Here is a 24,443-nt window from a genome sequence, read left to right as displayed (position 1 = left end):
TGCTCAGGCCGATTGGCGCTTGTGCAGGCTGCGGCCGGAGAGCAGTGATAGCACGCCATCAATCACCCGAGGGTCTGCCAGCACCCGTTGATGACCGCCCTCTTCCAGGCGCAACAGACGGCTGTCGAACCAGGCTTCGTTGATCAGCTGCGAATCCTTGACCGATACGAAGTTGTCATCTTCGGCATGAACGATCAGGCCGGGCATGTCGAGCTGATAGTGCGCGACATCCAGCGCCGCAGCGCGCATGCCGACGTCTCTTTCGACCTGACGAATGAACGCCGAACGGGCTTTCGGTGGCAGCCGCACATAGCGTGCGAAACCGCGCAGCACCCCAAGAATCCGCGCCGGGGCGGCGATCGTGACCAGGGTTTCGGTGCGCAAGCCCAACTGAACCGCGAGCATGGCGCTGGCGCCGCCCATGGAGTGACCGATGACCGCTTGCAGCGGCGGCAACTCGGCAGCGGCTTCAAGCATGGCCCGGGCAAACAGCACCACATTCGCTTCGCGGCCAGGTGAGCGACCGTGAGCCGGGCCGTCCAGCGCCACCACGGTGTAACCGGCGTCCACCAGCGCGGTGATCAGGCTGGCAAACTGCGTTGGCCGCCCTTCCCAACCGTGCATCAGCAACACCGTCGGGCCTTGCCCCCAGCGCAACGCCGAGAGGCCGAAGCGCAAGGTGATCCGCTCGGATTTCGCCAGCAGCGGCAATTCCCAATCACGCGGCGGCAGTTCCCGCGGCGTCATGAACGCCAGTCGCATTTTGCTCGCGACCAATTTCGGTGCAAACCAGCCTAAGGTGCCATTAACGCCACGAACCCACTTCAACGTGCTCATCGCTCTCACTCCCCAGGCTAACGCCTTCAGGTCACAGCACCGCAGACTTGGCGGCGCGCAGCAATCGATCGGACAACTCTCCTGGCCCCAGCGCCCGCGCCAGGGCCAACCCACCGACCATCAAGGCCATGTCGGCCAAGGCTTTGTCGGTGTCTTCCGGGCTGGCCGCCAACTGCGCGACCATCATTTCCACGTGCTCATTCAGTGCCACACGAAACGCGTCCGGCAGGCGCCCCAGCTCACCGACAGACGCCGGGATCGGGCAGGCGGACTCTGAGGAATCGCGGTGTTTGCGCGACAGATAAAACGCGGCAACCAACGCGCGACGCTCTTCACCGGTCAGTTCGGCGTCCATGTCGGCGATCAAGCCACGGCGGTGACCGAGCAGCTGCTTGAACGCTTCCAGCATCATGGCGTCCTTGCTTTCGAAGTGCGCATAGAAGCCGCCGACCGTCAGGCCGGCTGCGCCCATCACTTCGCCCACGCTCGGTTCGGCCGGGCCGCGCTGAATCAGCGCTGCGCTGGCGGCCTTGAGGATGCGTTCGCGGGTTTGAGCTTTTTTATCGTTCATCGTTGCCTCCGAATATTACGACTAGAATATTATTCTCATAATAATATTTCGCAAGTCGTGGATATGACCGCTGGTCTGAAGATCAGTTTGGAAGAATGAGGGGATTTGGCCAAACGCCAGACAAACAAAAGGGCCATTCAATAATTGAATGACCCTTATAAAATCCCGCAGAGCGGGTAATCGTGGCGTCCCCTAGGGGACTCGAACCCCTGTTACCGCCGTGAAAGGGCGGTGTCCTAGGCCACTAGACGAAGGGGACGCAAAACCTTCTATACAACTGATCAGTGCTGAGAGCTGATCGATTCAAGGCCGGTGTGGCCAGACCTTGAACTGTAAAATTGGTGGAGCTAAGCGGGATCGAACCGCTGACCTCCTGCATGCCATGCAGGCGCTCTCCCAGCTGAGCTATAGCCCCGGATTTTTCGCCTCGCGGCGGAGCGACATCTTGCAACATCGCTTCTGTAAAACTGGCGTCCCCTAGGGGACTCGAACCCCTGTTACCGCCGTGAAAGGGCGGTGTCCTAGGCCACTAGACGAAGGGGACGCAAACCCTTCTATACAACAGATCAACGCTGAGTGTTGATCGCTTCAATGCCGGTGTGGCCAGACCTTGAAGTGTAAATTGGTGGAGCTAGACGGGATCGAACCGTCGACCTCTTGCATGCCATGCAAGCGCTCTCCCAGCTGAGCTATAGCCCCTCATCGCTGAGGACGGGGCGAATCTTAATGGCGCATCGGAAAGCTGTCAAACTTATTTTTAAAATATTTCAAAGTTTTTTGCCGACATAACAATCACTTACCGCCCTCCCCCCGTAAATCCGGGGGAAATTCGACCTTGTAGCAGCTGCCGCAGGCTGTGTTCGAGTGCGCAGCGCTCACCCTCGTCCTTTCAGGCGGATTGCCTAACGGCCATCAGGGGCGGCTTCGCAGCCCAACGCAGCCTTCGGACAGCTGCTACAAAGTCAGGCGATGTTGGCCAGGAGTTTTTCCCACTCCTTGTTTTCCTTCTTCGACACGCCGCCCAGCAGGTCGATGGCCTGGCGCAGACGGAAACGGGTCAGGTCCGGGCCGAGGATCTCCATTGCATCGAGCACCGACACCGAACTGGCCTGCCCCGTGATCGACGCAAACATCAGCGGCATGGCGTCACGCAGCTTCAGCTCGAGGGATTCGACCACCGCTTGGATCGTCGCAGTGATGCTGTCCTTCTCCCACTGACGCAGGCTTTCAAGCTTCCACAAGATCAGCTGCATCAACTGACGAACCTGGTCGCCCGAGAGCTTCTTGGATTCGAACAGCTTGGCATCCGGGTTCACGCCACCGGCGAAGAAGAAACCGGCGAGCGGTGCGACCTGGCTGAACGTTTCAACCCGACCCTGCACGTGCGGCGCGATCTTCATCATGTAATCAGGGTTCAGTGCCCACGTTTGCAGGCGCGAAGCGAACTCTTCCACCGGCAGGTCACGCAGCCATTGGCCGTTGAGCCACGAGAGTTTCTCGATGTCGAAAATCGGCCCGCCGAGAGACACACGGCTCAGGTCGAAGTGGTCGACCATTTCCTGCAACGAGAACTTCTCGCGCTCGTCCGGCATCGACCAGCCCATGCGGCCCAGGTAGTTGAGCATCGCTTCCGGCATGAAACCCATGCGCTCGTAGAACGTCACCGAGGTCGGGTTCTTGCGCTTGGACAGCTTGCTCTTGTCCGGGTTACGCAGCAGCGGCATGTAGCACAGCTCCGGTTGTTCCCAGCCGAAGTACTCGTAAAGCAGGATCAGTTTCGGCGCCGATGGCAGCCATTCTTCACCGCGCAATACGTGGGTGATGCCCATCAAGTGGTCATCGACCACGTTGGCCAGGAAGTACGTCGGCAGGCCGTCAGTCTTCATCAGGACTTGCATGTCCATGCGATCCCACGGGATTTCGACGTCGCCACGCAGCATGTCCGGCACCACGCAAACACCTTCGCTCGGCACTTTCATGCGGATCACGTGCGGTTCGCCAGCGGCCAGGCGGCGCGCCACTTCTTCCTTGGACAGCAACAGCGCACGGCCGTCGTAACGCGGGGTTTCGCCGCGCGCCATTTGCTCGGCGCGCATCTGGTCCAGTTCTTCGGCGGTGCAGAAGCACGGGAAAGCGTGGCCCATTTCTACCAACTGCTGGCAGTACTTCTGATAGATGTCACCGCGCTCGCTTTGACGGTACGGACCGTGCGGACCGCCAACGTCAGGGCCTTCGCTCCAGTCGATACCCAACCAGCGCAGGGCGTCGAAAATCTGTTGTTCGGACTCGCGGGTCGAACGCAATTGGTCGGTGTCTTCAATCCGCAGGATGAACTCACCGCCATGCTGCTTGGCAAAGCAGTAGTTGAACAAAGCGATGTAAGCGGTACCTACGTGGGGATCCCCGGTAGGCGATGGCGCGATGCGAGTGCGGACGGTGGTCATGGCAAGTCTCGAAATGAAGATAAAACAAAGGGCGAATGGTAACAGGCGTTGCCCGCCCGGCTCCAGTGAGCAGGGCATTTAAGCCAAGGTTGCGTCTACAACGCGCGTATGGCGCGGTGAATGGCCGAATATCAGCCGATGGCATTTACCGTTTATCGGCTGTATGCCAGATTCGGCTGCTGATAACTTTCCTTACAATTTCTCGACTACAGTCTGCCCCATGCCTGCCCAACTCAAGCGTCGCCTGTTCATGTTCCTGTTGATCGTCCTGCTGATTGCCGGGGCCTTTTTTGCCCAGTGGTTCTTCAAGGGACGGTTTTACGAAAGCACCGACAACGCTTATGTCCAGGGCGAGATCACCCGCGTCTCCAGCCAATTGGGCGCACGCATCGAACAGGTGTTGGTGCAAGATAACCAGCACGTCGAGAAAGGCCAGTTGCTGATCAAGCTCGAAGGCGATGATTTCCACCTCGCCGTCGACCGCGCCAATGCCACGCTCGCCACCCGCCAGGCCGAACGCCTGCAAGCGCAGAGCAAACTCACCCAGCAAGCCAGCCTGATCGCCGCCAGCGACGCGCAAGTTGCCTCCAGCCAGGCCAGCCTCGGCCGTTCGCAGATCGACTTGTCCCGCGCGCAAACCTTGCGCAAACCCGGTTACGTCTCGGAAGAGCGCGTCACCACCCTCTCCGCTGACAACCACATTGCCCGCTCGCAAGTGACCAAGGCCCAGGCGGATGCGCAAAGTCAGCGCCAGCAAGTCAACTCGCTGAGCGCTGAAATTAAACGCCTCGACGCCATGATCGCCAACGCCAAAACCGATCTGGCCCAGGCCGAACTGAACCTGACTCGCAGCGAAATACACGCGCCGATCAGCGGCCTGATCGGCCAGCGCGCCGCCCGCGAAGGCCAGTACGTGCAGGCCGGCGCGTACCTGATGTCGATCGTCCCGGACCAGGACATCTGGATTCAGGCCAATTTCAAGGAAACCCAGATCGGCCACATGCAGCCCGGTCAGAAAGCCGAGCTGACCTTTGACGCCTACAGCGACACGCCGATCAACGCGCGCGTCGACAGCCTGTTCGCCGCCTCGGGCGCACAGTTCAGCCTGTTGCCGCCGGACAATGCCACCGGCAACTTCACCAAAGTCGTCCAACGAATTCCGGTCAAACTGACGTTCGCCGCGGACAATCCGCTGCACGGCAAGATCCGTCCAGGGATGTCGGTCACCGCCAAAGTGAACATCAAAGACGCCCCTGACGATGGCCGGTGATCAACTGCTCCGTCCGGTCGGCGAACCGACCCGGCGGGACTGGATTGCAGTGATGAGTGTGATGCTGGGCGCCTTCATGGCGGTGCTCGACATCCAGATCACCAACTCGTCACTCAAGGACATTCAGGGCGCGCTGTCGGCGACCCTGGAAGAAGGCTCGTGGATTTCTACCTCGTACCTGGTGGCGGAAATCATCATGATCCCGCTGACTGCGTGGCTGGTGCAGCTGCTGTCGGCACGCCGTTTAGCCGTGTGGGTCTCGCTCGGCTTTCTCGCCGCGTCCCTGCTCTGTTCCATGGCGTGGAGCCTGGAGAGCATGATCGTCTTCCGCGCCTTGCAAGGCTTCACCGGCGGCGCGCTGATTCCACTGGCATTCACCCTCACGCTGATCAAACTTCCTGAACACCACCGCGCCAAAGGCATGGCGATGTTCGCCATGACCGCGACCTTCGCGCCCTCCATCGGCCCGACTCTCGGCGGCTGGCTGACGGAAAACTGGGGCTGGGAATACATCTTCTACATCAACATCCCGCCCGGCCTGATCATGATCGCCGGCCTGATGTATGGCCTGGAAAAGAAAGAAGCGCATTGGGAATTACTCAAAAGCACCGACTACATGGGCATTCTCACCCTGGGCGTCGGGCTCGGTTGCTTGCAGGTGTTTCTGGAGGAAGGCCATCGCAAGGACTGGCTGGAATCGAACCTGATCGTGACCTTGGGCAGCATTGCGCTGGTGAGCCTGATCACCTTTGTCATCGTGCAGACCTCCAAGCCCAATCCACTGATCAACCTTGGCATCCTGCGCAATCGCAACTTTGGTTTATCGAGTATTTCCAGTGTCGGCATGGGGGTCGGGCTGTACGGTTCGATCTACCTGTTGCCGCTGTACCTGGCGCAGATCCAGAACTACAACGCCTTGCAGATCGGCGAAGTGATCATGTGGATGGGCGTGCCGCAGCTGTTTCTGATTCCGCTGGTGCCGAAACTGATGAAAGTCATCTCGCCGAAATGGCTGTGCACCTTGGGTTTCGGGCTGTTCGGGTTGGCGAGTTTTTCATCGGGGGTACTGAACCCGGACTTTGCCGGGCCGCAGTTCAATCAGATCCAGATCATCCGGGCGCTGGGCCAGCCGCTGATCATGGTGACCATTTCGTTGATCGCCACGGCGTACATCCTGCCGCAGGATGCGGGGTCGGCGTCGAGCCTGTTCAACATCCTGCGCAACCTCGGCGGCGCGATTGGCATCGCCCTCCTCGCCACGTTGCTGGATGCGCGGACCAAGACCTACTTCGATTATTTGCGCGAAGCGATTGTGCCGACCAATCCGCAGGTTGCCGAGCGGATGGCGTCGTTGACGGATCGGTTTGGCAGTGAGACGGCGGCGCTGGGCAAGCTCAGTGAAATCGCGCATCAACAGGCATCGATCATGGCGTACAACGATGCGTTTCACTTTGTCGGGATTGCGCTGGGGATCAGCATGGTGGCGGTGTTGTTGACCAAGAAGTTGCCGGCGGGGCTCAAGGCTGGCGAGGCGCATTGAGACCGAGGTGCGGCCTTCGCGGGCAAGCCTCGCTCCTACAGGATTTGTGGCGTTCGCATGATGGGTGAACCACACAAAACCTGTAGGAGCGAGGCTTGCCCGCGAAGAGGCCATAACAGGCGCCGCAAAACTCAAACGGTGATCAACCGCTCCCGCAGTTTGCCGATCTCATCACGCATCTGCGCCGCCGCCTCAAATTCCAGATCCCGCGCCAACGCGTACATCTTCTCTTCCAGGGCTTTAATGCGCTTGGCGACTTCTCCCGGCGAGCGCAGTTCGGCTTCGTACTTGGCGCTTTCCTCGGCGGCCTTGGCCATGCCTTTGCGCTTCTTGCTGCGCGAACCCGGCACGGTGGCGCCTTCCATGATGTCGGCCACGTCCTTGAACACACCCTTGGGCGTGATGCCGTTGGCCAGGTTGAAGGCGATCTGTTTGTCGCGACGACGCTCGGTTTCACCGATCGCCCGTTCCATCGAACCAGTGATGCGATCCGCATAGAGAATCGCCCGCCCGTTGAGGTTCCGCGCCGCACGGCCGATGGTCTGGATCAGCGAGCGTTCAGAACGCAGGAAGCCTTCCTTGTCCGCATCGAGAATCGCCACCAGCGACACTTCCGGCATGTCCAGACCTTCACGCAGCAGGTTGATCCCCACCAGCACATCGAAAGTGCCGAGGCGCAAATCGCGGATGATTTCGACCCGTTCGACGGTGTCGATGTCCGAGTGCAAATAGCGCACGCGCACGCCATGGTCGGCCAGGTAATCGGTCAAGTCCTCGGACATGCGCTTGGTCAGCGTGGTGACAAGCACGCGCTCTTCAAGGGCGACGCGCTTGCCGATTTCCGAGAGCAGATCGTCGACCTGGGTCAGCGCCGGACGGATTTCGATTTGCGGGTCCACCAGACCGGTCGGACGCACCAATTGCTCGACCACGCGACCGGCGTGTTCCGCTTCGTAATTGCCCGGCGTGGCCGAGACAAAAATCGTCTGCGGGCTGATGTTTTCGAACTCGTCGAAACGCATCGGCCGGTTATCCAGCGCTGACGGCAGGCGGAAACCGTATTCCACCAGCGTCTCTTTACGCGAGCGGTCGCCCTTATACATGGCGCCGACCTGCGGCACGCTGACGTGGGATTCGTCGATCACCAGCAAGGCGTCGGCCGGCAGGTAGTCGAACAACGTCGGTGGCGCCTGGCCGGATTCACGGCCCGAGAGGTAGCGTGAATAGTTTTCGATGCCGTTGCAGTAACCCAGTTCGAGGATCATCTCCAGGTCGAAACGGGTGCGTTGCTCCAGCCGTTGGGCCTCAACCAGTTTGTTGTTGGAACGCAAATAATCCAGGCGCTCCTGCAACTCGACCTTGATCCCTTCGACGGCACCCAGCAGGGTTTCCCGTGGCGTCACGTAGTGGCTTTTCGGATAGAAGGTGAAGCGCGGCAGCTTGCGAATCACTTCGCCGGTCAGCGGATCGAAGGCGGACAGGCTCTCGACCTCGTCATCAAACAGTTCGATGCGGATCGCTTCGAAATCGGATTCCGCCGGGTGGATATCAATCACATCGCCGCGCACCCGGAACGTCGCACGGGCGAATTCCATGTCGTTGCGGGTGTATTGCAGGTCCGCCAGGCGACGCAGCAACGCACGCTGATCGAGCTTGTCGCCGCGATCCACGTGCAGGACCATTTTCAGATAGGTTTCCGGGCTGCCCAGACCGTAGATGCACGATACCGTGGTGACGATGATCGCGTCCTTGCGCTCCAGCAACGCTTTGGTCGCCGACAGTCGCATCTGCTCGATGTGGTCGTTGATCGAGGCATCTTTCTCGATGAAGGTGTCCGAGGACGGCACATACGCTTCGGGCTGGTAGTAGTCGTAGTAGGAAACGAAGTATTCGACGGCGTTGTTCGGGAAGAACGCCTTGAACTCGCCGTACAACTGCGCGGCCAGGGTTTTGTTCGGCGCCAGCACCAGGGTCGGACGCTGCACCTGGGCGATCACGTTGGCGATGCTGAAGGTCTTGCCCGAGCCGGTGACACCCAGCAACGTCTGGTGCGCCAGCCCGGCTTCGATGCCCTCGACCATCAGGCGGATGGCTTCCGGCTGATCGCCGGCGGGCTCGAAGCGGGTGACTAGCTGGAATTCAGACATGTATACCTCTGGTATCGCGCCAGCGCGGTCAAACCGGCAGCAACGAGATAGGCCGCAAACGACTCACGTCGCCCGAGGAAAAAACTGGATTGTGCTCAATGTGGAGCCGATTGCCCGCGCTTTCAAGGCAAACGTCCTACATACCTTGCAGTCTTTGACGCAGCCATTCGACTAACGGTCGAAAAATAATCGAAAAAACTTACCGTAAAAGCCGAATCCTCTGTCGCCATCAATTGCAGATGGCCTCTATACTAGCTCCCCGTTTGTGCACCGCTCTAGTGCATTCGGCTGGAGCGCGACACGTCCCTCCACTCTCCATTCAGAGCCGCCGCAAAAATGAGCCTGTTCTCCGCTGTCGAAATGGCACCACGCGATCCAATCCTGGGCCTCAACGAAGCATTCAACGCCGATACCCGTACCAACAAGGTCAACCTGGGGGTCGGTGTTTACTGCAACGAGGAGGGGCGAATTCCACTCCTGCGCGCCGTTGTCGAAGCCGAGACGATTCGCGTCGCTCAACACGCGTCCCGTGGCTACTTGCCCATCGACGGCATCGCGGCCTACGACCAGGCTGTGCAGAAACTGCTGTTCGGCAATGATTCGCCACTGATCGCTGCTGGCCGGGTTATCACGACCCAAGCCGTGGGTGGCACTGGCGCACTGAAAATCGGCGCCGACTTCCTCAAGCAACTGCTGCCGAACGCCGTCGTCGCGATCAGCGACCCGAGCTGGGAAAACCACCGCGCACTGTTCGAAACCGCCGGTTTCCCGGTGCAGAACTATCGCTACTACGACGCCGCGGCCCACGACGTTAACCGTACCGGCCTGCTCGAAGACCTTAACGCCCTGCCGTCCGGCTCGATCGTTGTGCTGCACGCGTGCTGCCACAACCCGACCGGCGTGGACTTGAGCCCGGCGGACTGGAACAACGTACTGGAAGTGGTGAAGGCCAAAGGTCACGTGCCGTTCCTCGACATGGCCTACCAGGGTTTTGGCGATGGCATCGACGAAGACGCTGCTGCCGTGCGCCTGTTCGCTGAATCGGGCCTGACCTTCTTCGTATCCAGCTCGTTCTCCAAATCCTTCTCGCTGTACGGCGAGCGCGTTGGCGCCCTGTCGATCGTCAGCGAGTCGAAAGAAGAAAGCGCGCGCGTACTGTCGCAAGTCAAACGCGTAATCCGCACCAACTACTCCAACCCGCCCACCCACGGTGCAAGCATCGTCGCCGCCGTGCTGAACAGCCCGGAACTGCGCGCTCAGTGGGAAGAAGAACTGGCAGAAATGCGCCTGCGGATTCGCGGCATGCGTATCCAGATGGTTGAGCAACTGGCAAAGCAAGCGCCACAGCGCGACTTCAGCTTCGTCGGTCGTCAGCGCGGCATGTTCTCCTACTCCGGCCTGACGGTTGAGCAAGTGACCCGTCTGCGCAGCGAGTTCGGCATCTACGCCCTGGACACCGGCCGCATCTGCGTGGCTGCGTTGAACCAGAGCAACATCGACGTTGTGACCAAGGCCATCGTTGCGGTGATCTGAGTCGTCGCGTGATACGAAAAACGGGAAGCCCTTGGGCTTCCCGTTTTTTATTTGTCACAGATAATTCTCAAAGCAACGACCGAGGGCTCTAGACTGCACACATAACAAATGTGGGAGCGGGCTTGCTCGCGAATGCGGTCTGTCGGTCACGTTTAATGCTGGATGTGCCGCCGTCTTCGCGAGCAAGCCCGCTCCCACAGGTTTTGTGTACACCCGAGATTTCTTACGAGAGCTGACATGAAAAACGATGACCTGCGCGCTGAGCGCGATGACCTGGATGACCTGAACGACTTCGTGCCTCGCACCCCGGCCAAACGCGGTAACAACCTGGTGATGCAAGTGGCGGCCGGCGTATTTCTCGGCGGCCTGGCCCTGTGGCTGGTGCAGCTGGGCGCGACGATGCTGTACGCCAAGCTGATGCTCGCCACCGTCACTTTCGGCGGTTAAGCCAGTTCGGTTGCGCGCTGGCTGGCCGCGTCGTCATAGGCGACGTAAAGCGATTCGGCGACCTGGCTTTTGATCGCCTTGGCGCTTTCCAGGCCCAGGACAAAACCTTCGGCCTTGCCACCGGCGCGGTTCAAGTCGTCAGCGGTACTGGCTTGAGTGATGGCATCGAACAGCTTCTCGGCGTGTGGGCCGACACCTTTGGGCAGACTGATCTGGGCGATGCTCATGCGAACACCTCGTGACGAGGTGAGAGGGTTGGATGATTCATGACGCGTACCTTTTCGGCGAATGGCCGGCAGCGCGTGTAACCACTTCCGGGCGGCTATGGTAGACCTCTGGGGCGATTCTGGTAACCGCCAATCGCCGATAAACCACCGTCCGTCCCGATGAATCCGCCAGTTTGCTAACAGATGCTTGACTTCTCTTTTTGAATCAGTAACATACACGCCATTCCGCGATAGCTCAGTTGGTAGAGCAAGTGACTGTTAATCACTGGGTCCCTGGTTCGAGTCCAGGTCGTGGAGCCATACAAGGTTCTAGAGAAATCTCTCTGAACCACTCGAAAAACCCGCCTTCTGGCGGGTTTTTTCGTTTTAGCTGTTCCGGGTCAGCCCTTCCCATACTCATTGAGATAACCCAGCAGTTTGCTGACGGCCGGCGACAGTGGCCGCGACTGGCGTGTCAGCAGGCCGATGTTGACCATGGAGATGGGCAACTCGACCGCCAGGATCGCCACCATGCCGTAGCGCAGGTAATGCTCCGCGACGTCATTCGGCACCACGGCGATCATGTCCGACGCTTCGATCATCGAGGTGGTGGCCAGAATCGACGCGGTTTCCACGATGTCCAGGGTCTGCACCATGCCCCCCGCTTTCAGTGCGCTTTCCACGTGACGACGCATCGGGCTGCCGATCGGGTGCAGGATCCAGGTTTGCGTCACCAGGTCGGCCAGGCTCAATTTTGCAGCCGTCGCCAGCGCATGCCCAGGCCGCGCAATGACACGCATCTGCTCGCCCTTTTCGAACAGTTGAATATCCAGCCCCTGACCGTCGATCTGGTCCGGGAGCCGCCCCAGCACCACATCGAAATCGCCACGAATCAGCGCCGGCAGCAGCGTGTCGCTGGTCCCGACTTCAATGCAGATGCGCACCTTCGGGTTATCCGCCTTGAATGCCAACACGCCCCGGGTCAACAAGGTCGGCACCGGCCCCATCACCGTGCCGATGCGCACCAACCCCGAAGCACCGCGCGCCAGTTCCGCCAACTGCGCTTCGGCGTGTTCGAACTCATGAATCGCCCCGTGGGCGTAGTGAATCATCACTTCGCCATACAGCGTCGGCTCCATGCCTCGTGGCAGGCGCTCGAACAGCTTGGCGCCGAGGCGTTCTTCCAACTGCTGCAACAACAGGCTCGCGGCCGGCTGCGTGGTGTGCATCGCAGCTGCTGCGCGGCGCAGATTGCGGAACTCGCCCAAGGCATTGAGCAGGGCAATCTGGCGACTGGAAATCTTCAACGGGCTGAAGGTTTTCGCCGGCGCCGGGCTGGCGAGCGTTGGGACTTTCGGCTGCTCTGACATATCAATTTCAGTATCCATCTATACGAATCGACGATTATGCCTATATCGCCGACCACCCTACAGTCGAGCTCCCAAGTGGTCACCTATAAAAAGAGTTCACCATGAGTATTCGAATCACCCACCTGAGCGTTCGCGACATTCGTTTCCCTACTTCACGGTCACTCGACGGCTCTGATGCGATGAACAGCGCGCCAGACTATTCGGCGTCCTACGTGGTCTTGCACACCGATTCGACAGAGGGTTTGGAGGGCCATGGCCTGACCTTCACCATCGGCCGCGGCAATGAAATTTGCGTCGCCGCCGTGCAATCACTGGCGCCACTGATTGTCGGCTTGACCCTGGAAGAGATCACCGCCGACATGGGCCGGTTCTGGCACACCATCACCATGGGTGACAGCCAACTGCGCTGGCTGGGTCCGGAAAAGGGCGTGATTCACCTGGCCACCGCCGCCATCGTCAACGCCGTGTGGGATCTGTGGGCCAAGACCGAAGCGAAGCCGGTGTGGAAACTGCTGGCGGACATGACCCCCGAGCAACTGGTCGCCTGCCTCGACTTCAGCTATGTGACCGACGCCATCACCCCCGAGGAAGCCATCGCCCTGCTGCGTCGGCAGGCCCCCGGCAAAGCCAAGCGCGAAGCGCAGATGCTGCGCGAAGGTTATCCCGGCTACACCACTGCGCCGGGCTGGCTGGGTTACTCGGAAGAGAAAATGCGCCGACTGGCCCGCGAAGCCGTCGCCGATGGCTGGACCCACTTCAAACAGAAAATCGGCGCCAACCTGGAAGACGACCTGCGCCGCGCCGCGATCCTGCGCGAAGAAATCGGCTGGGAACGCACCTTGATGATGGACGCCAACCAAGTCTGGAGCGTCGATGAATCGGTGGCGAACATGCGTCGCCTGGCCGCGTTCGACCCCTGGTGGATTGAAGAACCAACCAGCCCGGACGACATCCTCGGCCACGCGACCATCCGCCAGCGCATCGCACCGATTGGCGTCGCCACCGGCGAGCATTGCCATAACCGGGTGATGTTCAAGCAGATGTTCCAGGCCCAGGCACTCGACTTCTGCCAACTGGACGCCGCACGCCTGGGCGGTCTCAACGAAGTGCTGATCGTGTTGCTGATGGCCGCCAAGTTCGACGTGCCGGTGTGCCCGCATGGCGGCGGTGTCGGTTTGTGCGAGTACGTGCAGAACATCTCGCTGTTCGATTACATCGCAGTGTCCGGCTCGCTGCAAAACCGCGTGCTGGAATACGTCGATCACCTGCACGAACACTTTCTCGAACCCGTGGTCATTCGCAACGGCCGCTACATGCCGCCGCAACGCCCCGGCTACAGCATCGAAATGACCGCCGACACCCTGGAACGCTACCAGTATCCCAACGGCCCGGTGTGGATTGATCTTGCCCAATCCTGACCGTTAAACAGCACCTTCCGTTCGCGCAACGGCACAGTGGCGCCCCTTTGCACCGGGCGCCATGACATGCGCACCTGCCCCAATCAGGACTATAAAAATGACAATCCTAAGCACCATCGCGGTTGCCCAGGCCCCTGCTGCCTGCAACGAACAACGCCTGACCAACCTGCTGTTACGCAAATTGATGCCGCTGCTGGTCGTGGTCTATGTCATGAGCTTTCTCGACCGCACCAACATTGCCCTGGCCAAAGCCAGCATGGGCATCGACCTCGGGCTTTCCGCTGCGGCGTATGGCCTGGGCGCCGGGTTATTTTTCCTGACCTACGCGCTGTTCGAAGTGCCCAGCAACCTGATCATGCAAAAGGTCGGCGCGCGATTCTGGATCACTCGCATCATGATTACCTGGGGCCTGCTCTCGACAGGCATGGCGTTCGTCCAGGGTGAAACCTCGTTCTACGTCATGCGCCTGTTGCTGGGCGTCGCCGAAGCGGGCCTGTTTCCGGGCGTCATGCTGTACCTGACCTACTGGTTCAACCGCGAGCAACGCGCCCGCGCCACCGGGTATTTTCTGCTCGGTGTCTGCGTCGCCAATATTCTCAGCGGCCCGCTCGGCGGCGCACTGTTGCAGCTCGATGGCTGGCTCGGCTGGCATGGCTGGCAGTGGTTGTTTGTACTGGAAGGCCTGCCCGCCGTGGCGCTGGCCTATGTGGTGTGGAAGAAACTGCCCGACGGCCCTTCCTCCGCGTCCTGGCTGTCGGCGGCTGACGCCCGGGACATCGAAGAACGCTTGAACGCCGAGAGCGACGACGCCCCACAACAAACCCGCCTCAGCCAGATGTTGCGCGATAAACAAATCTGGCTCGCGATCGTCGTCTACTTTGTGCACCAGATCACCATCTACACCGTGATCTTCTTCCTGCCCGGCATCATCGGCACCTACGGCGCATTGTCGCCCTTGCAAATCGGCCTGCTGACGTCCGTGCCGTGGATTGCCGCCGCCATCGGTGCTGCGACTTTTCCGCGCCTGGCCACTTCACCGCAGCGCTGCCGACGAATTCTATTCTTCGGCCTGCTGACTATGTCTGCCGGACTGCTGCTGGCCTCGTTTTCCAATTCATACATCGGGCTGATCGGCTTTTCACTGACGGCGCTGATGCTGTTCGTCGTGCAGTCGATCATCTTTGTCTTCCCCTCCAGCCGCTTGAGCGGAACCGCACTGGCGGGTGGCCTGGCGTTCGTCACCACCTGCGGTTTGCTCGGTGGTTTCGTCGGCCCGTCAGTGATGGGCCTGATCGAACAAGCCACGGGCAGCACGCGCAATGGCTTGCTGGTGATCGCTGGCTTGCTGGTGTTTGCGGCGCTGGTCAGCACTCGCTTGCGTCAGGGTCAAGAAAAAACCGCCGTCTGAAAAGACGGCGGTTTTGTTATTGGCTTACTTAACGGGTACCACCGTCAGACATGCTCGCTGCTTTTGGCATGGATGGGGTGGTGCTCGTCCGATGCATGAGCCACTTCCACTACCGGAATTTCCTTGCCGTCGCAGTCATGCAGTTTGCCATCGCTGAAGTAATCGCCTTCGCGCAACGCTGCCAGGTCCTGATAACGCAGCACCCGCTCAGTACCGGCCGCGAACACCGACTGCTGATCGGAGTTACCGGCGGTGAGGTGGTTGAAGGTCAGGTTGAGCACGATGGCCATGATCGCCGAGGAACTGATGCCCGAGTGGAAGATCGTCGCGAACCAGCTTGGGAAGTGGTCGTAGAAGTTCGGCGCGGCGATCGGGATCATGCCGAAACCAATGGAGGTGGCGACGATGATCAGGTTGACGTTATTGCGATAGTCGACCTTGGACAGCGTACGAATACCGCTGGCCGTCACGGTGCCGAACAGCACGATACCGGCGCCGCCGAGCACCGAGGTCGGTACAGCGGCGATGACCCGGCCCATGAACGGCAGCAGGCCGAGGATCACCAGAAACAAACCGCCGGTGGCCACCACGAAACGACTCTTGATGCCCGTCACCGCCACCAGCCCGACGTTCTGGGCGAAGGCACTTTGGGTGAAGGAGCCGAAGATCGGCGCGATCATGCTCGACAGCATATCGGCACGCAGGCCGTTGCCCAGGCGCTTGGAGTCCACCTTGGTGTCGATGATTTCACCGACCGCCAGGATGTCCGCCGAGGTTTCCACCAGGGTCACCATGACCACGATGCACATCGACAGGATCGCGGCGAAGTGGAAGGTCGGCATGCCGAAGTGGAACGGTGTCGGGAAGCCGAACATCGGGCCTTGGGTGACGGACGAGAAGTCCGCCATGCCGAGGAACACCGCGATCACCGTACCGATGACCATCGCCAGCAGGATCGACAAACGCGAGATGGTCGCGCTGCCGATTTTGCTCAGCAGCAACACCAGCACCAGCGTCACCGCTGCCAGACCGATGTTGGCCATACTGCCGAAGTCCGGCGCATGACTGTTGCCGCCCATGGCCCAGCGCGCGGCCACCGGCATCAGCGTCAGGCCGATAGTAGTGATTACAATGCCCGTGACCAGCGGCGGGAAGAACTTGGTGATTCGCGAGAACACTGGCGTGATCAGCAAACCAATCAGGGACGCCGCAATCACCGCCCCCAGAATCGACTGGAACCCGCCCTCCCCGCCACTGCTGACAATCGCCACCATAGTCGCGACGCCAGAGAACGACACGCCCTGCACCAGCGGCAACTGACAACCGAAAAACGGTAAACCCAGGGTTTGCAGCAACGTGGCCAGCCCCCCTGCAAACAATGAAGCAGCAATCAACAAACCGATGTCCGCCGGCGACAACCCGGCAGCCTGACCAATGATCAAAGGCACCGCGACAATGCCGCCGTACATGGTCAGAACATGTTGCAGGCCGTAAGCCATATTCGCGCCGACCCCGAGATTTTCATCCTCAGGCCGTTGGTGTGAAACATGGGGCGTTTTCATGTTAGGGGGTTCCCTGGTTTTTGTTATGCGCACACTGTATGCAAGACTCAGGACAAATGTCTATAGAGTTGTATACAACTTATCGGTCACATTATGGACACATGGCCACGCGCCCCGCTGTACACGCGCCTTCCCCTCAAGAAAAATTCTTGCAATACATCCCCCGTCGGTCTTTGCCCAGCAGCGACTAGCCTTTGAGTTCCTGGCGACCACCGGTACGGACGCCCTCTTTTTTATACATATAAAGTATGCATAATGAAGCCATTCGAAATTCAGTATCACAAGGCAAAAAACGCAGCCAACAAATTAAAGCATCAGGGTGTGAGCCTCGCTGAGACTGAGCCGGTGTTTTATGACGAACGAGCCCTGACATTGCAGGACGATCATCATGACGAGCAGCGATGGATCATCATGGGGCTGGATGCCAAAGGTCGTTTATTGGTCGTTGCGTACACCTATCGCGATCCGAATTTCGTTCGAATCATTTCCGCGCGCATCGCTACCCGAAACGAGCGTCGCCACTACCTGGAGGGTTGACCGATGAAAGACGAATACGACTTCAGCAATGCCAAGCGTGGAGCGGTTGCCCCAACCAAAGGCAAAACCCGCATCACCATCATGCTCGATGATGCCGTCATTGAAGCTGCCCGGGCTCGGGCCGAGAGCGAAGGGTTTGGCTATCAGACGGTGATCAACAACACGTTGCGTCAGGTATTGCTCAGCAGCAAGGGCAAAACCGGGGAGCCTGCCGCCAGTACCGGGCATCTCAAAAAAGGACTGTCGACGTCCGAGCTGAAAAATCTGGAGAAGAAATTGTCAGAGGCGCTCAATGAAATCCATCGCGTAATGGAGCCCGATGCCCGGCCCTAGGCAAGAATCCAGGCAGTTTGAGCGAGGCCGCATCGAGCCCCTTTTTCGTGGCAACTCATGGCTTCCTACGCGGGCTCGATCAGCCGTTCAAGCATCCGCTTCAACTGCACATGCTCCGGAACTCGAATGCCGAATTCGCTTTGCAGCAATCCGATCAACTCATCCACATCCGCCACCTGCCGTCGCTCGCTTTCACTGCCGATGCGATGAATCGCGAAACTGCCGTTGTTCAGCGTACGCCGCCATCCCTCCCCGGTGCGCGCCACCATTAACTGCCGGGTGAAGGACGACTCGGGCCAGGTCGAGACGTACCAGTTGCCGACGGCGTAATCGATGTCTTCCTGGCGTTGCAGATCGAAAATGTACATCGCCTTCCATTCGTCAGCGACTTTGGCGCGCAGGGTGTAGCCATCCTCGTGCTGTTCGATGCGGTAGGGTTCGTGCGGTGTGAGCTGTTCCGTCGCTGTGTCGAGCAGCAGCGGCGCGGTCGGCACCATGCCGCCGAAGCCGACGTCGGTGATGTAGCGCACGCCGTCCAGGATGACCAGGCTCAAGCGGTGAGTACGGGCGGTCCATGCACCTTCGGGCTGGCCCATGACCACCCGGCCGGAGATGCCGCGAGCGTCATAGCCCAGCTCCTGGAGCAATGCGAGGAATAGGTTGTTGAGTTCGTAGCAGTAACCGCCGCGCCCATCGTGCAGGACTTTTTGCTCAATGCACGGCAGGTCGATGTGTACCGGTTCACCCGATAACGTGGTGAGGTTTTCGAACGGGAACGCACCGGTGTGGCGCAACTGAAGTGCGCGCAGGTTTTCCAGGGTCGGCGCCGGGGGTGCATCGAAGCCCAGTCGTTTCAGGTACAACGCACGGTTCGTCAGGCGTGGCTCACTCATTGCTGGGTCCTTGTGCATGGGGCCGCGGATCGCTCCGCCAATGGGCGCCATGTATAAGGGATAAAGCGGCCTGACTGATAATTGATTTAGCCAATCGGACGCTTCGGATACCTCAACGCCGCTTTCGCGAGCCAAGCCGGATCCATGTCGGCGCGTGATCGCTGGCATGCGGCTCGTTGCGAACCCAGGCATCGACGCCGGCCTCATGCAAATAAGGACTCAACACAGGGTTGAGCAACAGATGATCGATGCGCAACCCGGAGTTTTTCTGCCAGTGCTGGCGAAAATAATCCCAGAAAGTGTAGAGCCGATCTTCCGGATACAGATGGCGCAAGGAGTCCGTCCAGCCCTGGGTCAGCAGCCGTTGATAACACTCGCGGCTCTCGGGTTGCAGCAACGCATCCTTGAGCCAGGAGCGCGGGTTGTAGATGTCCAGGTCGGTGGGCACCACGTTGTAGTCCCCGGCCAGCACGACTGGATGCTCGCTGCCCTGAAGCGTCTGTGCATACGTGATCAACCGTTCGAACCAGGCCAGTTTGTAATCGAATTTCGGCCCCGGCTGTGGGTTGCCATTGGGCAGGTACAAGCAGCCGACCACAATGCCATGAACAGCGGCTTCGATGTAACGGCTATGGGTGTCGTTGTCATCCCCCGGCAGACCGCGCCGACTCTCCAGCGGCTGCGCATCCCGGGCCAAAATGGCCACCCCGTTCCACGAGGTCTGCCCCTGCCAGATCGCGCCGTAGCCCGCCGCCTCAAGCTCGGCGGCCGGAAATGCACTGTCGATCGATTTGAGTTCCTGCAAACAGGCGATGTCCGGTTTTTCTCGCTCCAGCCACGCCAGCAGGTTGGGTAACCGGGCGCGCAGGCCGTTGACGTTGAACGTCGCGATTCGCAAATTCTTCATGGGCCGGCGCTCCTGATGACGAGATATTCAGGTGTGACATCTGTGCGTTTCGGTGGTTGCGTTGGCGGCTTCATGTGCAGCGTGTAAGCGAACGTTTATTATTTCGCCGGGATGAATGGGTGGCTGGACAGGCCTCTTCGCGAGCAAGCCCGCTCCCACATTCGACCGCATTTTATTGAAGGAACTCGGTCACCTGTGGGAGCGGCGGTGCGACGATTCGACTTGCTTGCGAAGGCATCAACCGGGTCTTGTGGATAAACCAGGACAGTCGGCCCCAACCACTCGTCATCCGACCGGCACCAACCGCCCGGCCCTTCACACCAACATCAGGTAACAACTCATCTTTGGAGACGTACCATGATGAACATCAAAATCACCTCGTTGTTGTTGGCAGGGTTGCTGTCCGCCGCGTCGCTGGCCACTTTTGCGGCATCCAGCGACAGCCCTGATGCGACCGGCACCCGATCCGGCGCCACCAGTGGCTCGACCACGGCCCCCGACCACAACACCCCGGCCGAACCCTCGGGCGGGAACAGCTCCAGCGGTGGCAGTAGCGGATCGGGTTCTTCCAGCAGCGGCAATAGCGGATCGGGTTCTTCCAGCAGCGGCAATGACGGGAATGCCGGTAACAGCGGTTCTGGCGCGGGCGGCGGCACCGGGGCTGCTGGCGGTGGAACAGGCGGCGCCGGAGGCGGGACGGGCAGCTGAACGCGTAAAGGCGGCCGATGATGTCAGATCGTCGGCTGCTTTCCAGGTCCAGTGCGCAGACACCTCATCGATCCGAACGCATCAGTGCTTCGACGCCGCCCTCCATCGATAACACCGCCGAACGATTTCGCCCGGAATGCTTGGCCTGGTACAACGCAGCATCCGCACGCTCGATGAACACTTCGATGCTGTCCTGCCCCGTCGGCACAAACGAATAACAACCGAGGCTGACCGTCACGTATCCAGTCGGCGATCCGCTGTGGGTGATGTTCTTGTCCATGACGCTGCGGCGGATCTGCTCGGCAATCACCATCGCGCCATGAAGGTCGGTGTCGGGCAACAACACAGCAAACTCCTCACCGCCATAACGCACCGCCAGATCGGCTTTTCGATGGCAGCACCCCTTCACCGCCCGCGCCACTTCAGCCAGGCAATGATCCCCGGCGACGTGGCCGTAAGCGTCGTTGTAGCGCTTGAAGTAATCGATATCGAGCATGATCAGGCTCAGCGAACTCGCCTGTCTGGCGCCACGGCCGAATTCGATGTCCAGCGCCTGCTCGAACAATCGGCGATTGGCCAAGCCGGTCAGGCTGTCATGGGTCGCGATCAGCTTCAGCGCTTCCTTTGCCTGGCGCAAATCCGCCTCGACCCGCTCGCCGACGCGCACCTGATGAATGAACACCCAACCGAACACCCCCACGCCAAGCACGACCAGCGCAACGATGACGCTGGATTGAAACGCTGTGGCGTACCAATCCTTGAGAATGGCCTCCTTGGAGGAAGCCGCCGATACCACCAACGGATAGGCGTCGAGCTGACGGTAGCCATGCAACCGGACGACGCCATCGACGATGGAGCTGATCATCGCGTTGCCAGAAGGCGCGCGGGGCAGGAGTTTCTGAAATATCTCGCCCTTGGCCATCGATGTGCCGATCTGCGCTTCCACAAAGGGCCGGCGAGCCAGCAACGTTCCGTCAGTCAACGCCACAAACATCGAACCGTTGTCATCGAGGCTGAAGCTTTTGAAGAATTGATCGAAGTACGACATCTTGATCCCAGCCAGCAAGATGCCCTGGAAACGGCCGTTTTTGTCGTTGACCCGTTTGGAAATCGGAATGATCCACTCGCCATTCTTACGGCTGCGAATCGCCGGCCCGATGTGCGCGACAGAGGAAACGTTCTGCTGGTGGAACTTGAAATACTCCCGGTCAGACACGCCCGGGCCACGTGGCAGTTCGTCGAATGAGGTCACGACCCACTGCCCCTTCTGGTCGAACAGAAAGATCCCGTGCAATTGATTCAGCGCCTGTACCCGCCGAGCGAAGGTTTTCTGCAAGCGTGGCTTCTGGTCTGCCCCAAAACCGTCAGCCTGAACCCAATCCGCCAGACTGGTCAGCACCAGGTCGGCGTTGGTGAAGGTGTCTTCGGCCTGCTGCGCCATGGCCCGCGTCAGGTTCGACGACGCCACTTGCGCCTCTGCCAGATCATGCCGGCGCGATTGCTCCAGTTGCAGGTAAAGCAAACCGCACAGGCACAGACACACGAGCGCGATAAACAACACCGCTGCCTTGCGCAGGGGTAACCGTTTCAAAGCGACGCCGGAAGCGTTGTGCGGATCGTGAAGGAGGATTGGCAAAAGCTCGTCCTGTAAGGGTAAGGCAAGGGCAAAGGCCCAAAACCCTTATTTTTTGTGAGCTTAGTCTACGGGGTGGTCGGGGGCAAATGAGTAAAATTGGGGATACCGCTTCGCGAGCAAGCCCGCTCCCACATTCGACCGCATTTCCCTGAAGAACTCGGTCACCTGTGGGAGCGGCGGTGCGACGATTCGACTTGCTCGCGAAGAGGCCCGCCTGTCACCAAAAAATCTCAAACTATTGTGGCAACCGCCGCATCGCACTCTGCAAATGCGCCCGCGCACTTTCAGCATCCCCCAGCCGCATCTGCTGTACGCCCGCTGGGCGACCTCATGGGGAATCGGTTTGAGTTCACGCTGAGTCGCCATCGCCAACAGCTGCACCTGCGCCGCACGCTCCAGGTAGTACAAATCATCCCAGGCCTCGGCAATGGTCGGACCGGCGACAATCACTCCGTGATTTTTCAAAAACAGAATGTCGGCATTGCCCATGACACTGGCAATCCGGTCGCCTTCAGATGCATCGAGGGCCAGGCCGTTGTAATCCTCGTCCACCGCCGTTCGGCCATAAAACTTCAAGGCCGTTTGCCCCAGCCATAACAGCGGCGGCCCTTGCAGCAGGCACAACGCGGTGGCGTGAGGCATGTGCGTGTGAAACGCCACCTTCACCCTCGGCAATTGTTTGTGCAGCCGCGCGTGAATATAGAACGCGGTCGCTTCCGGCAGCCCCTCGCCATCCACGACATTACCGTGGAAATCGCACACCAGCAGGTTCTGCGCGGTCACCTCCGAGAACGCATACCCGTAGGGATTCACAAAAAACAGATCATCCTGGCCCGGCACCATCGCGGAGAAGTGGTTGCAGATGCCCTCCTCCAAACCATGCCGCGCCGCCAGTTGAAAGCAGGCCGCCAACTCCGTGCGTGCGGTGACAGCGGCGGCCGAGTCCAGATTGAGATCGGCGTAACGCGTGGGCCGGGTACTGCCAACAAGGGTGTGTGCCATAGCGATGCCTCCGTGTGTTACCAGCCAAGGGATGTGAACAAGGGCACGACCTGATCCAGCGTGTTCAATATCGCGTCGGGTTGATAATCCGGCAGCAATTTCCGACCGGTGCCGCGGTCGATCCAGACACAGCGAAAGTGCATGTCCCGGGCGGCGGCATGGTCCAGCGTCGGGCTGGCGCAGATATGCACCACCTGCTCGCGACTGACACCGAGCTGTTCATGAGCGTAGTCAAACAACCGCGGATTCGGTTTGTAGGCACCGGCCTGCTGAGCGGTGATAACCCGATCAATATGCCCGCCCAGTTGCGCGACATTGCCGGCGATGATGTCGTCATCGGTGTTGGACACGATGCACAATTTGAACCCCATGTCCTTGAGGCGCGCGAGCGTCTCGATCACCTCGGGAAACGGCGGCATCCGCGGGATTGCCGCGGCCAGGCGCTGACTGTCTTCGGGAGCGCTGGCCAGCCCCAACTCCTCCAGGGCCAGATGCAAACCGAGGGTGCTCAATTGGCGAAACGAGCGATGCGGCGGGATCTGCTCCAGGCGATGTTCATGGCGGTCGTACACCTCGATCAGGCGCTCGACATCGACGGAATGACCGCCCTTGTCGCGCAAAATCTCGCCAGCCACAGCCTTCAAACCTTCATCCCACTGAATCAGCGTGCCGTAGCAATCGAAGGTCAGCCATTCGGGGCGCGGCGTGTTTTTGAGTGTCATGTTCGTATCCTCTGAAGGGTGGTCTTCAGATTACGAGCCGTTAGTGATAGTGTGAAATTAAATTAATATCGACTCGTCAGTTGCAAAACAAATATCAAGGAAAGCGCCATGCTCGACCTCGAATTGCTCAAGACCTTCGTCTGCGTGGTCGATGAAGGCAGCTTCACCCGCGCGGCCGAGCGTGTGCACCGAACCCAATCGACCGTCAGCCAACAGGTGCGCAAGCTCGAAGAACTGGTCGGCAATCCTTTGCTATTGCGTGATCGAACCGGGCAGAACATCAGCGTCACCGAGCATGGCGAACTGCTGATTCACTATGCCCGACGCTTGCTCGCACTGTCTTCGGAGGCGGTGGAAGCCCTCGCAAGCGACCTCGACCTGGAAATTTTGCGCATCGGCGTGCCGGAAGATTTCGACGCCCGCCGCATGGCGGTGATCCTCGCTGGGTTCAATCGAGCCAGGCCAGAGGCTCGCCTGGAAACCGTCAGCGGCATGAGCACCGACCTTAAGCAGCAACTCGCAACGGGCGCCATCGACATTGCCTTGGTCAAGCGCGAGCCCGACAGCGGTCCGTGCTGGGCAGCCTGGCCGGAAGCGCTGGTGTGGGTCAAAGGGGCCGGTGTCGACTCGGCCAATGGGGTGCTGCCATTGGCGCTCTTTCCGCAAGGGTGCATTTACCGCCAGCGAGCGATTCGCCTGCTGGACGTGGCACAGCGGCCATGGCGGGTTGCATTCGGCAGCCATAGCCTGACGGGCATTCAGGCAGCGGTGGCGTCCGGTTTGGGTGTGTCGGTACTGCCCGCTTCGGCGGTGCTGCCCGAGCACAGTGTGTGTACCGACCTGCCCGAATTGCCGCCGACGGAACTGGCGTTGATCAGCCGGGAGGGGGCGCTGACCGGATTGCAACGGGCGCTGGTGGAGTTTTTGCGCGAGGAGTTGAGCGAGGCTTGAG

At 59.9% G+C, this 24,443-nt stretch carries 21 protein-coding genes, 5 tRNA genes and 1 pseudogene; 11 read left to right on the top strand and 16 right to left on the bottom strand.

Annotated features, from left to right (window positions below):
• Positions 1-3: 3 nt before the first annotated feature.
• The 7 genes from ACA057_RS10280 to gltX all read right to left on the bottom strand — a co-directional run bounded on the left by ACA057_RS10280 (position 4) and on the right by gltX (position 3,852).
• Positions 4-837 carry an alpha/beta fold hydrolase gene (locus ACA057_RS10280; RefSeq protein WP_497348002.1) on the bottom strand — a complete coding sequence of 278 codons (834 nt, stop codon included), beginning with the start codon at positions 835-837 and terminating at the stop codon, positions 4-6.
• Between the two features lie 31 nt (positions 838-868).
• Positions 869-1,408 (bottom strand): TetR/AcrR family transcriptional regulator, encoded by a 540-nt coding sequence (locus tag ACA057_RS10275; protein ID WP_008028313.1) that lies wholly within the window; start codon positions 1,406-1,408, stop codon positions 869-871.
• A 183-nt stretch (positions 1,409-1,591) separates the two neighbouring features.
• A tRNA-Glu gene (locus ACA057_RS10270) sits at positions 1,592-1,667 on the bottom strand.
• An 80-nt stretch (positions 1,668-1,747) separates the two neighbouring features.
• Positions 1,748-1,823: transfer RNA gene (locus ACA057_RS10265), tRNA-Ala, on the bottom strand.
• A gap of 53 nt (positions 1,824-1,876) precedes the next feature.
• A tRNA-Glu gene (locus tag ACA057_RS10260) sits at positions 1,877-1,952 on the bottom strand.
• Positions 1,953-2,031: 79 nt separating this feature from the next.
• Positions 2,032-2,107, bottom strand: a tRNA-Ala gene (locus ACA057_RS10255).
• Positions 2,108-2,370: 263 nt separating this feature from the next.
• Positions 2,371-3,852, bottom strand: a complete 1,482-nt coding sequence (gene gltX / locus ACA057_RS10250) for a glutamate--tRNA ligase (RefSeq protein WP_497348000.1) — start codon at positions 3,850-3,852, stop codon at positions 2,371-2,373.
• Between the two features lie 220 nt (positions 3,853-4,072).
• Here gltX and ACA057_RS10245 point away from each other — a divergent pair, with 220 nt between their 5' ends.
• A complete protein-coding gene (locus tag ACA057_RS10245; protein WP_497347998.1) occupies positions 4,073-5,122 on the top strand; it encodes an HlyD family secretion protein in 1,050 nt (349 codons plus the stop codon).
• Positions 5,112-6,662: an MDR family MFS transporter gene (locus ACA057_RS10240; protein WP_497347996.1), complete on the top strand. Its 1,551-nt coding sequence runs from the start codon at positions 5,112-5,114 to the stop codon at positions 6,660-6,662. The genes ACA057_RS10245 and ACA057_RS10240 overlap by 11 nt, the downstream gene beginning before the upstream one ends.
• A 131-nt stretch (positions 6,663-6,793) precedes the next feature.
• On the opposite strand, the gene uvrB is transcribed toward ACA057_RS10240, so the two are convergent.
• Positions 6,794-8,809, bottom strand: a complete 2,016-nt coding sequence (gene uvrB, locus ACA057_RS10235) for an excinuclease ABC subunit UvrB (protein ID WP_497347994.1) — start codon at positions 8,807-8,809, stop codon at positions 6,794-6,796.
• Positions 8,810-9,145: 336 nt separating this feature from the next.
• Between uvrB and ACA057_RS10230 the strand changes: the two genes are divergently transcribed.
• Both ACA057_RS10230 and ACA057_RS10225 read left to right on the top strand, forming a co-directional pair.
• Entirely contained in the window at positions 9,146-10,342 is a 1,197-nt protein-coding gene (locus ACA057_RS10230; protein WP_497347992.1) for an amino acid aminotransferase, read from the top strand.
• Positions 10,343-10,579: 237 nt separating this feature from the next.
• The gene (locus ACA057_RS10225; RefSeq protein ID WP_497347990.1) at positions 10,580-10,789 is read left to right on the top strand and encodes a hypothetical protein; all 210 of its coding nucleotides are present in this window, start codon (positions 10,580-10,582) and stop codon (positions 10,787-10,789) included.
• On the opposite strand, the gene ACA057_RS10220 is transcribed toward ACA057_RS10225, so the two are convergent.
• On the bottom strand, positions 10,786-11,016 hold the full coding sequence (locus ACA057_RS10220; protein WP_010456061.1) for a hypothetical protein: 231 nt from the start codon (positions 11,014-11,016) through the stop codon (positions 10,786-10,788). The two genes, ACA057_RS10225 and ACA057_RS10220, sit on opposite strands and share 4 nt — an antisense overlap.
• A gap of 224 nt (positions 11,017-11,240) precedes the next feature.
• On the opposite strand from ACA057_RS10220, the gene ACA057_RS10215 reads away from it, so the two are divergent.
• A tRNA-Asn gene (locus ACA057_RS10215) sits at positions 11,241-11,316 on the top strand.
• A gap of 80 nt (positions 11,317-11,396) precedes the next feature.
• Here ACA057_RS10215 and ACA057_RS10210 read toward each other — a convergent pair.
• Positions 11,397-12,383, bottom strand: a complete 987-nt coding sequence (locus tag ACA057_RS10210) for a LysR family transcriptional regulator (protein ID WP_497347988.1) — start codon at positions 12,381-12,383, stop codon at positions 11,397-11,399.
• A gap of 83 nt (positions 12,384-12,466) precedes the next feature.
• Here ACA057_RS10210 and ACA057_RS10205 point away from each other — a divergent pair, with 83 nt between their 5' ends.
• Entirely contained in the window at positions 12,467-13,783 is a 1,317-nt protein-coding gene (locus ACA057_RS10205; protein WP_497347986.1) for an L-fuconate dehydratase, read from the top strand.
• 97 nt (positions 13,784-13,880) lie between these two features.
• A complete protein-coding gene (locus tag ACA057_RS10200) occupies positions 13,881-15,191 on the top strand; it encodes an MFS transporter (RefSeq protein ID WP_497347984.1) in 1,311 nt (436 codons plus the stop codon).
• A 44-nt stretch (positions 15,192-15,235) separates the two neighbouring features.
• Here ACA057_RS10200 and ACA057_RS10195 read toward each other — a convergent pair whose 3' ends face one another.
• The gene (locus ACA057_RS10195; protein ID WP_497347982.1) at positions 15,236-16,753 is read right to left on the bottom strand and encodes a nucleobase:cation symporter-2 family protein; all 1,518 of its coding nucleotides are present in this window, start codon (positions 16,751-16,753) and stop codon (positions 15,236-15,238) included.
• 255 nt (positions 16,754-17,008) lie between these two features.
• On the opposite strand from ACA057_RS10195, the gene ACA057_RS10190 reads away from it, so the two are divergent.
• Entirely contained in the window at positions 17,009-17,290 is a 282-nt protein-coding gene (locus ACA057_RS10190; protein WP_497347980.1) for a BrnT family toxin, read from the top strand.
• 3 nt (positions 17,291-17,293) lie between these two features.
• Entirely contained in the window at positions 17,294-17,623 is a 330-nt protein-coding gene (locus ACA057_RS10185; protein WP_497347978.1) for a BrnA antitoxin family protein, read from the top strand.
• A 65-nt stretch (positions 17,624-17,688) separates the two neighbouring features.
• On the opposite strand, the gene ACA057_RS10180 is transcribed toward ACA057_RS10185, so the two are convergent.
• Together ACA057_RS10180 and ACA057_RS10175 are read right to left on the bottom strand one after the other, a co-directional pair.
• The gene (locus ACA057_RS10180) at positions 17,689-18,516 is read right to left on the bottom strand and encodes an arylamine N-acetyltransferase family protein (RefSeq protein WP_497347976.1); all 828 of its coding nucleotides are present in this window, start codon (positions 18,514-18,516) and stop codon (positions 17,689-17,691) included.
• A gap of 112 nt (positions 18,517-18,628) precedes the next feature.
• Positions 18,629-19,423: an exodeoxyribonuclease III gene (locus ACA057_RS10175; protein WP_497347974.1), complete on the bottom strand. Its 795-nt coding sequence runs from the start codon at positions 19,421-19,423 to the stop codon at positions 18,629-18,631.
• Positions 19,424-19,780: 357 nt separating this feature from the next.
• On the opposite strand from ACA057_RS10175, the gene ACA057_RS10170 reads away from it, so the two are divergent.
• On the top strand, positions 19,781-20,131 hold the full coding sequence (locus ACA057_RS10170; RefSeq protein WP_497347972.1) for a hypothetical protein: 351 nt from the start codon (positions 19,781-19,783) through the stop codon (positions 20,129-20,131).
• 64 nt (positions 20,132-20,195) lie between these two features.
• On the opposite strand, the gene ACA057_RS10165 is transcribed toward ACA057_RS10170, so the two are convergent.
• The 3 genes and pseudogenes from ACA057_RS10165 to ACA057_RS10155 form a co-directional block, all read right to left on the bottom strand.
• Complete coding sequence (locus ACA057_RS10165) at positions 20,196-21,767, bottom strand: sensor domain-containing diguanylate cyclase (protein WP_497347970.1); 1,572 nt, start codon at positions 21,765-21,767, stop codon at positions 20,196-20,198.
• A gap of 235 nt (positions 21,768-22,002) precedes the next feature.
• A pseudogene (locus ACA057_RS10160) lies at positions 22,003-22,769 on the bottom strand (aldolase).
• A gap of 17 nt (positions 22,770-22,786) precedes the next feature.
• Positions 22,787-23,491, bottom strand: a complete 705-nt coding sequence (locus tag ACA057_RS10155) for a haloacid dehalogenase type II (RefSeq protein ID WP_497347968.1) — start codon at positions 23,489-23,491, stop codon at positions 22,787-22,789.
• 108 nt (positions 23,492-23,599) lie between these two features.
• Between ACA057_RS10155 and ACA057_RS10150 the strand changes: the two genes are divergently transcribed.
• Positions 23,600-24,442 carry a LysR substrate-binding domain-containing protein gene (locus ACA057_RS10150; protein ID WP_497347966.1) on the top strand — a complete coding sequence of 281 codons (843 nt, stop codon included), beginning with the start codon at positions 23,600-23,602 and terminating at the stop codon, positions 24,440-24,442.
• The last annotated feature ends 1 nt before the right edge of the window (position 24,443 follow it).

Source organism: Pseudomonas sp. LBUM1661 (assembly GCF_059695925.1).
Note: the sequence above shows the minus strand (reverse complement) of the source record. Positions and strands in the feature narration are given on the sequence as shown.

Bases quoted from the DNA above. Each gene is read 5' to 3' on its own strand.
- ACA057_RS10280 (WP_497348002.1), bottom strand. From the start codon at position 837: ATGAGCACGTTGAAGTGGGTTCGTGGCGTTAATGGCACCTTAGGCTGG.
- gltX (WP_497348000.1), bottom strand. From the start codon at position 3,852: ATGACCACCGTCCGCACTCGCATCGCGCCATCGCCTACCGGGGATCCC.
- uvrB (WP_497347994.1), bottom strand. From the start codon at position 8,809: ATGTCTGAATTCCAGCTAGTCACCCGCTTCGAGCCCGCCGGCGATCAG.
- ACA057_RS10230 (WP_497347992.1), top strand. From the start codon at position 9,146: ATGAGCCTGTTCTCCGCTGTCGAAATGGCACCACGCGATCCAATCCTG.
- ACA057_RS10200 (WP_497347984.1), top strand. From the start codon at position 13,881: ATGACAATCCTAAGCACCATCGCGGTTGCCCAGGCCCCTGCTGCCTGC.
- ACA057_RS10185 (WP_497347978.1), top strand. From the start codon at position 17,294: ATGAAAGACGAATACGACTTCAGCAATGCCAAGCGTGGAGCGGTTGCC.
- ACA057_RS10170 (WP_497347972.1), top strand. From the start codon at position 19,781: ATGATGAACATCAAAATCACCTCGTTGTTGTTGGCAGGGTTGCTGTCC.
- ACA057_RS10155 (WP_497347968.1), bottom strand. From the start codon at position 23,491: ATGACACTCAAAAACACGCCGCGCCCCGAATGGCTGACCTTCGATTGC.
- ACA057_RS10195 (WP_497347982.1), bottom strand. From the start codon at position 16,753: ATGAAAACGCCCCATGTTTCACACCAACGGCCTGAGGATGAAAATCTC.
- ACA057_RS10175 (WP_497347974.1), bottom strand. From the start codon at position 19,423: ATGAAGAATTTGCGAATCGCGACGTTCAACGTCAACGGCCTGCGCGCC.
- ACA057_RS10150 (WP_497347966.1), top strand. From the start codon at position 23,600: ATGCTCGACCTCGAATTGCTCAAGACCTTCGTCTGCGTGGTCGATGAA.
- ACA057_RS10275 (WP_008028313.1), bottom strand. From the start codon at position 1,408: ATGAACGATAAAAAAGCTCAAACCCGCGAACGCATCCTCAAGGCCGCC.
- ACA057_RS10225 (WP_497347990.1), top strand. From the start codon at position 10,580: ATGAAAAACGATGACCTGCGCGCTGAGCGCGATGACCTGGATGACCTG.
- ACA057_RS10205 (WP_497347986.1), top strand. From the start codon at position 12,467: ATGAGTATTCGAATCACCCACCTGAGCGTTCGCGACATTCGTTTCCCT.
- ACA057_RS10210 (WP_497347988.1), bottom strand. From the start codon at position 12,383: ATGGATACTGAAATTGATATGTCAGAGCAGCCGAAAGTCCCAACGCTC.
- ACA057_RS10190 (WP_497347980.1), top strand. From the start codon at position 17,009: ATGAAGCCATTCGAAATTCAGTATCACAAGGCAAAAAACGCAGCCAAC.
- ACA057_RS10220 (WP_010456061.1), bottom strand. From the start codon at position 11,016: ATGAGCATCGCCCAGATCAGTCTGCCCAAAGGTGTCGGCCCACACGCC.
- ACA057_RS10180 (WP_497347976.1), bottom strand. From the start codon at position 18,516: ATGAGTGAGCCACGCCTGACGAACCGTGCGTTGTACCTGAAACGACTG.
- ACA057_RS10240 (WP_497347996.1), top strand. From the start codon at position 5,112: ATGGCCGGTGATCAACTGCTCCGTCCGGTCGGCGAACCGACCCGGCGG.
- ACA057_RS10245 (WP_497347998.1), top strand. From the start codon at position 4,073: ATGCCTGCCCAACTCAAGCGTCGCCTGTTCATGTTCCTGTTGATCGTC.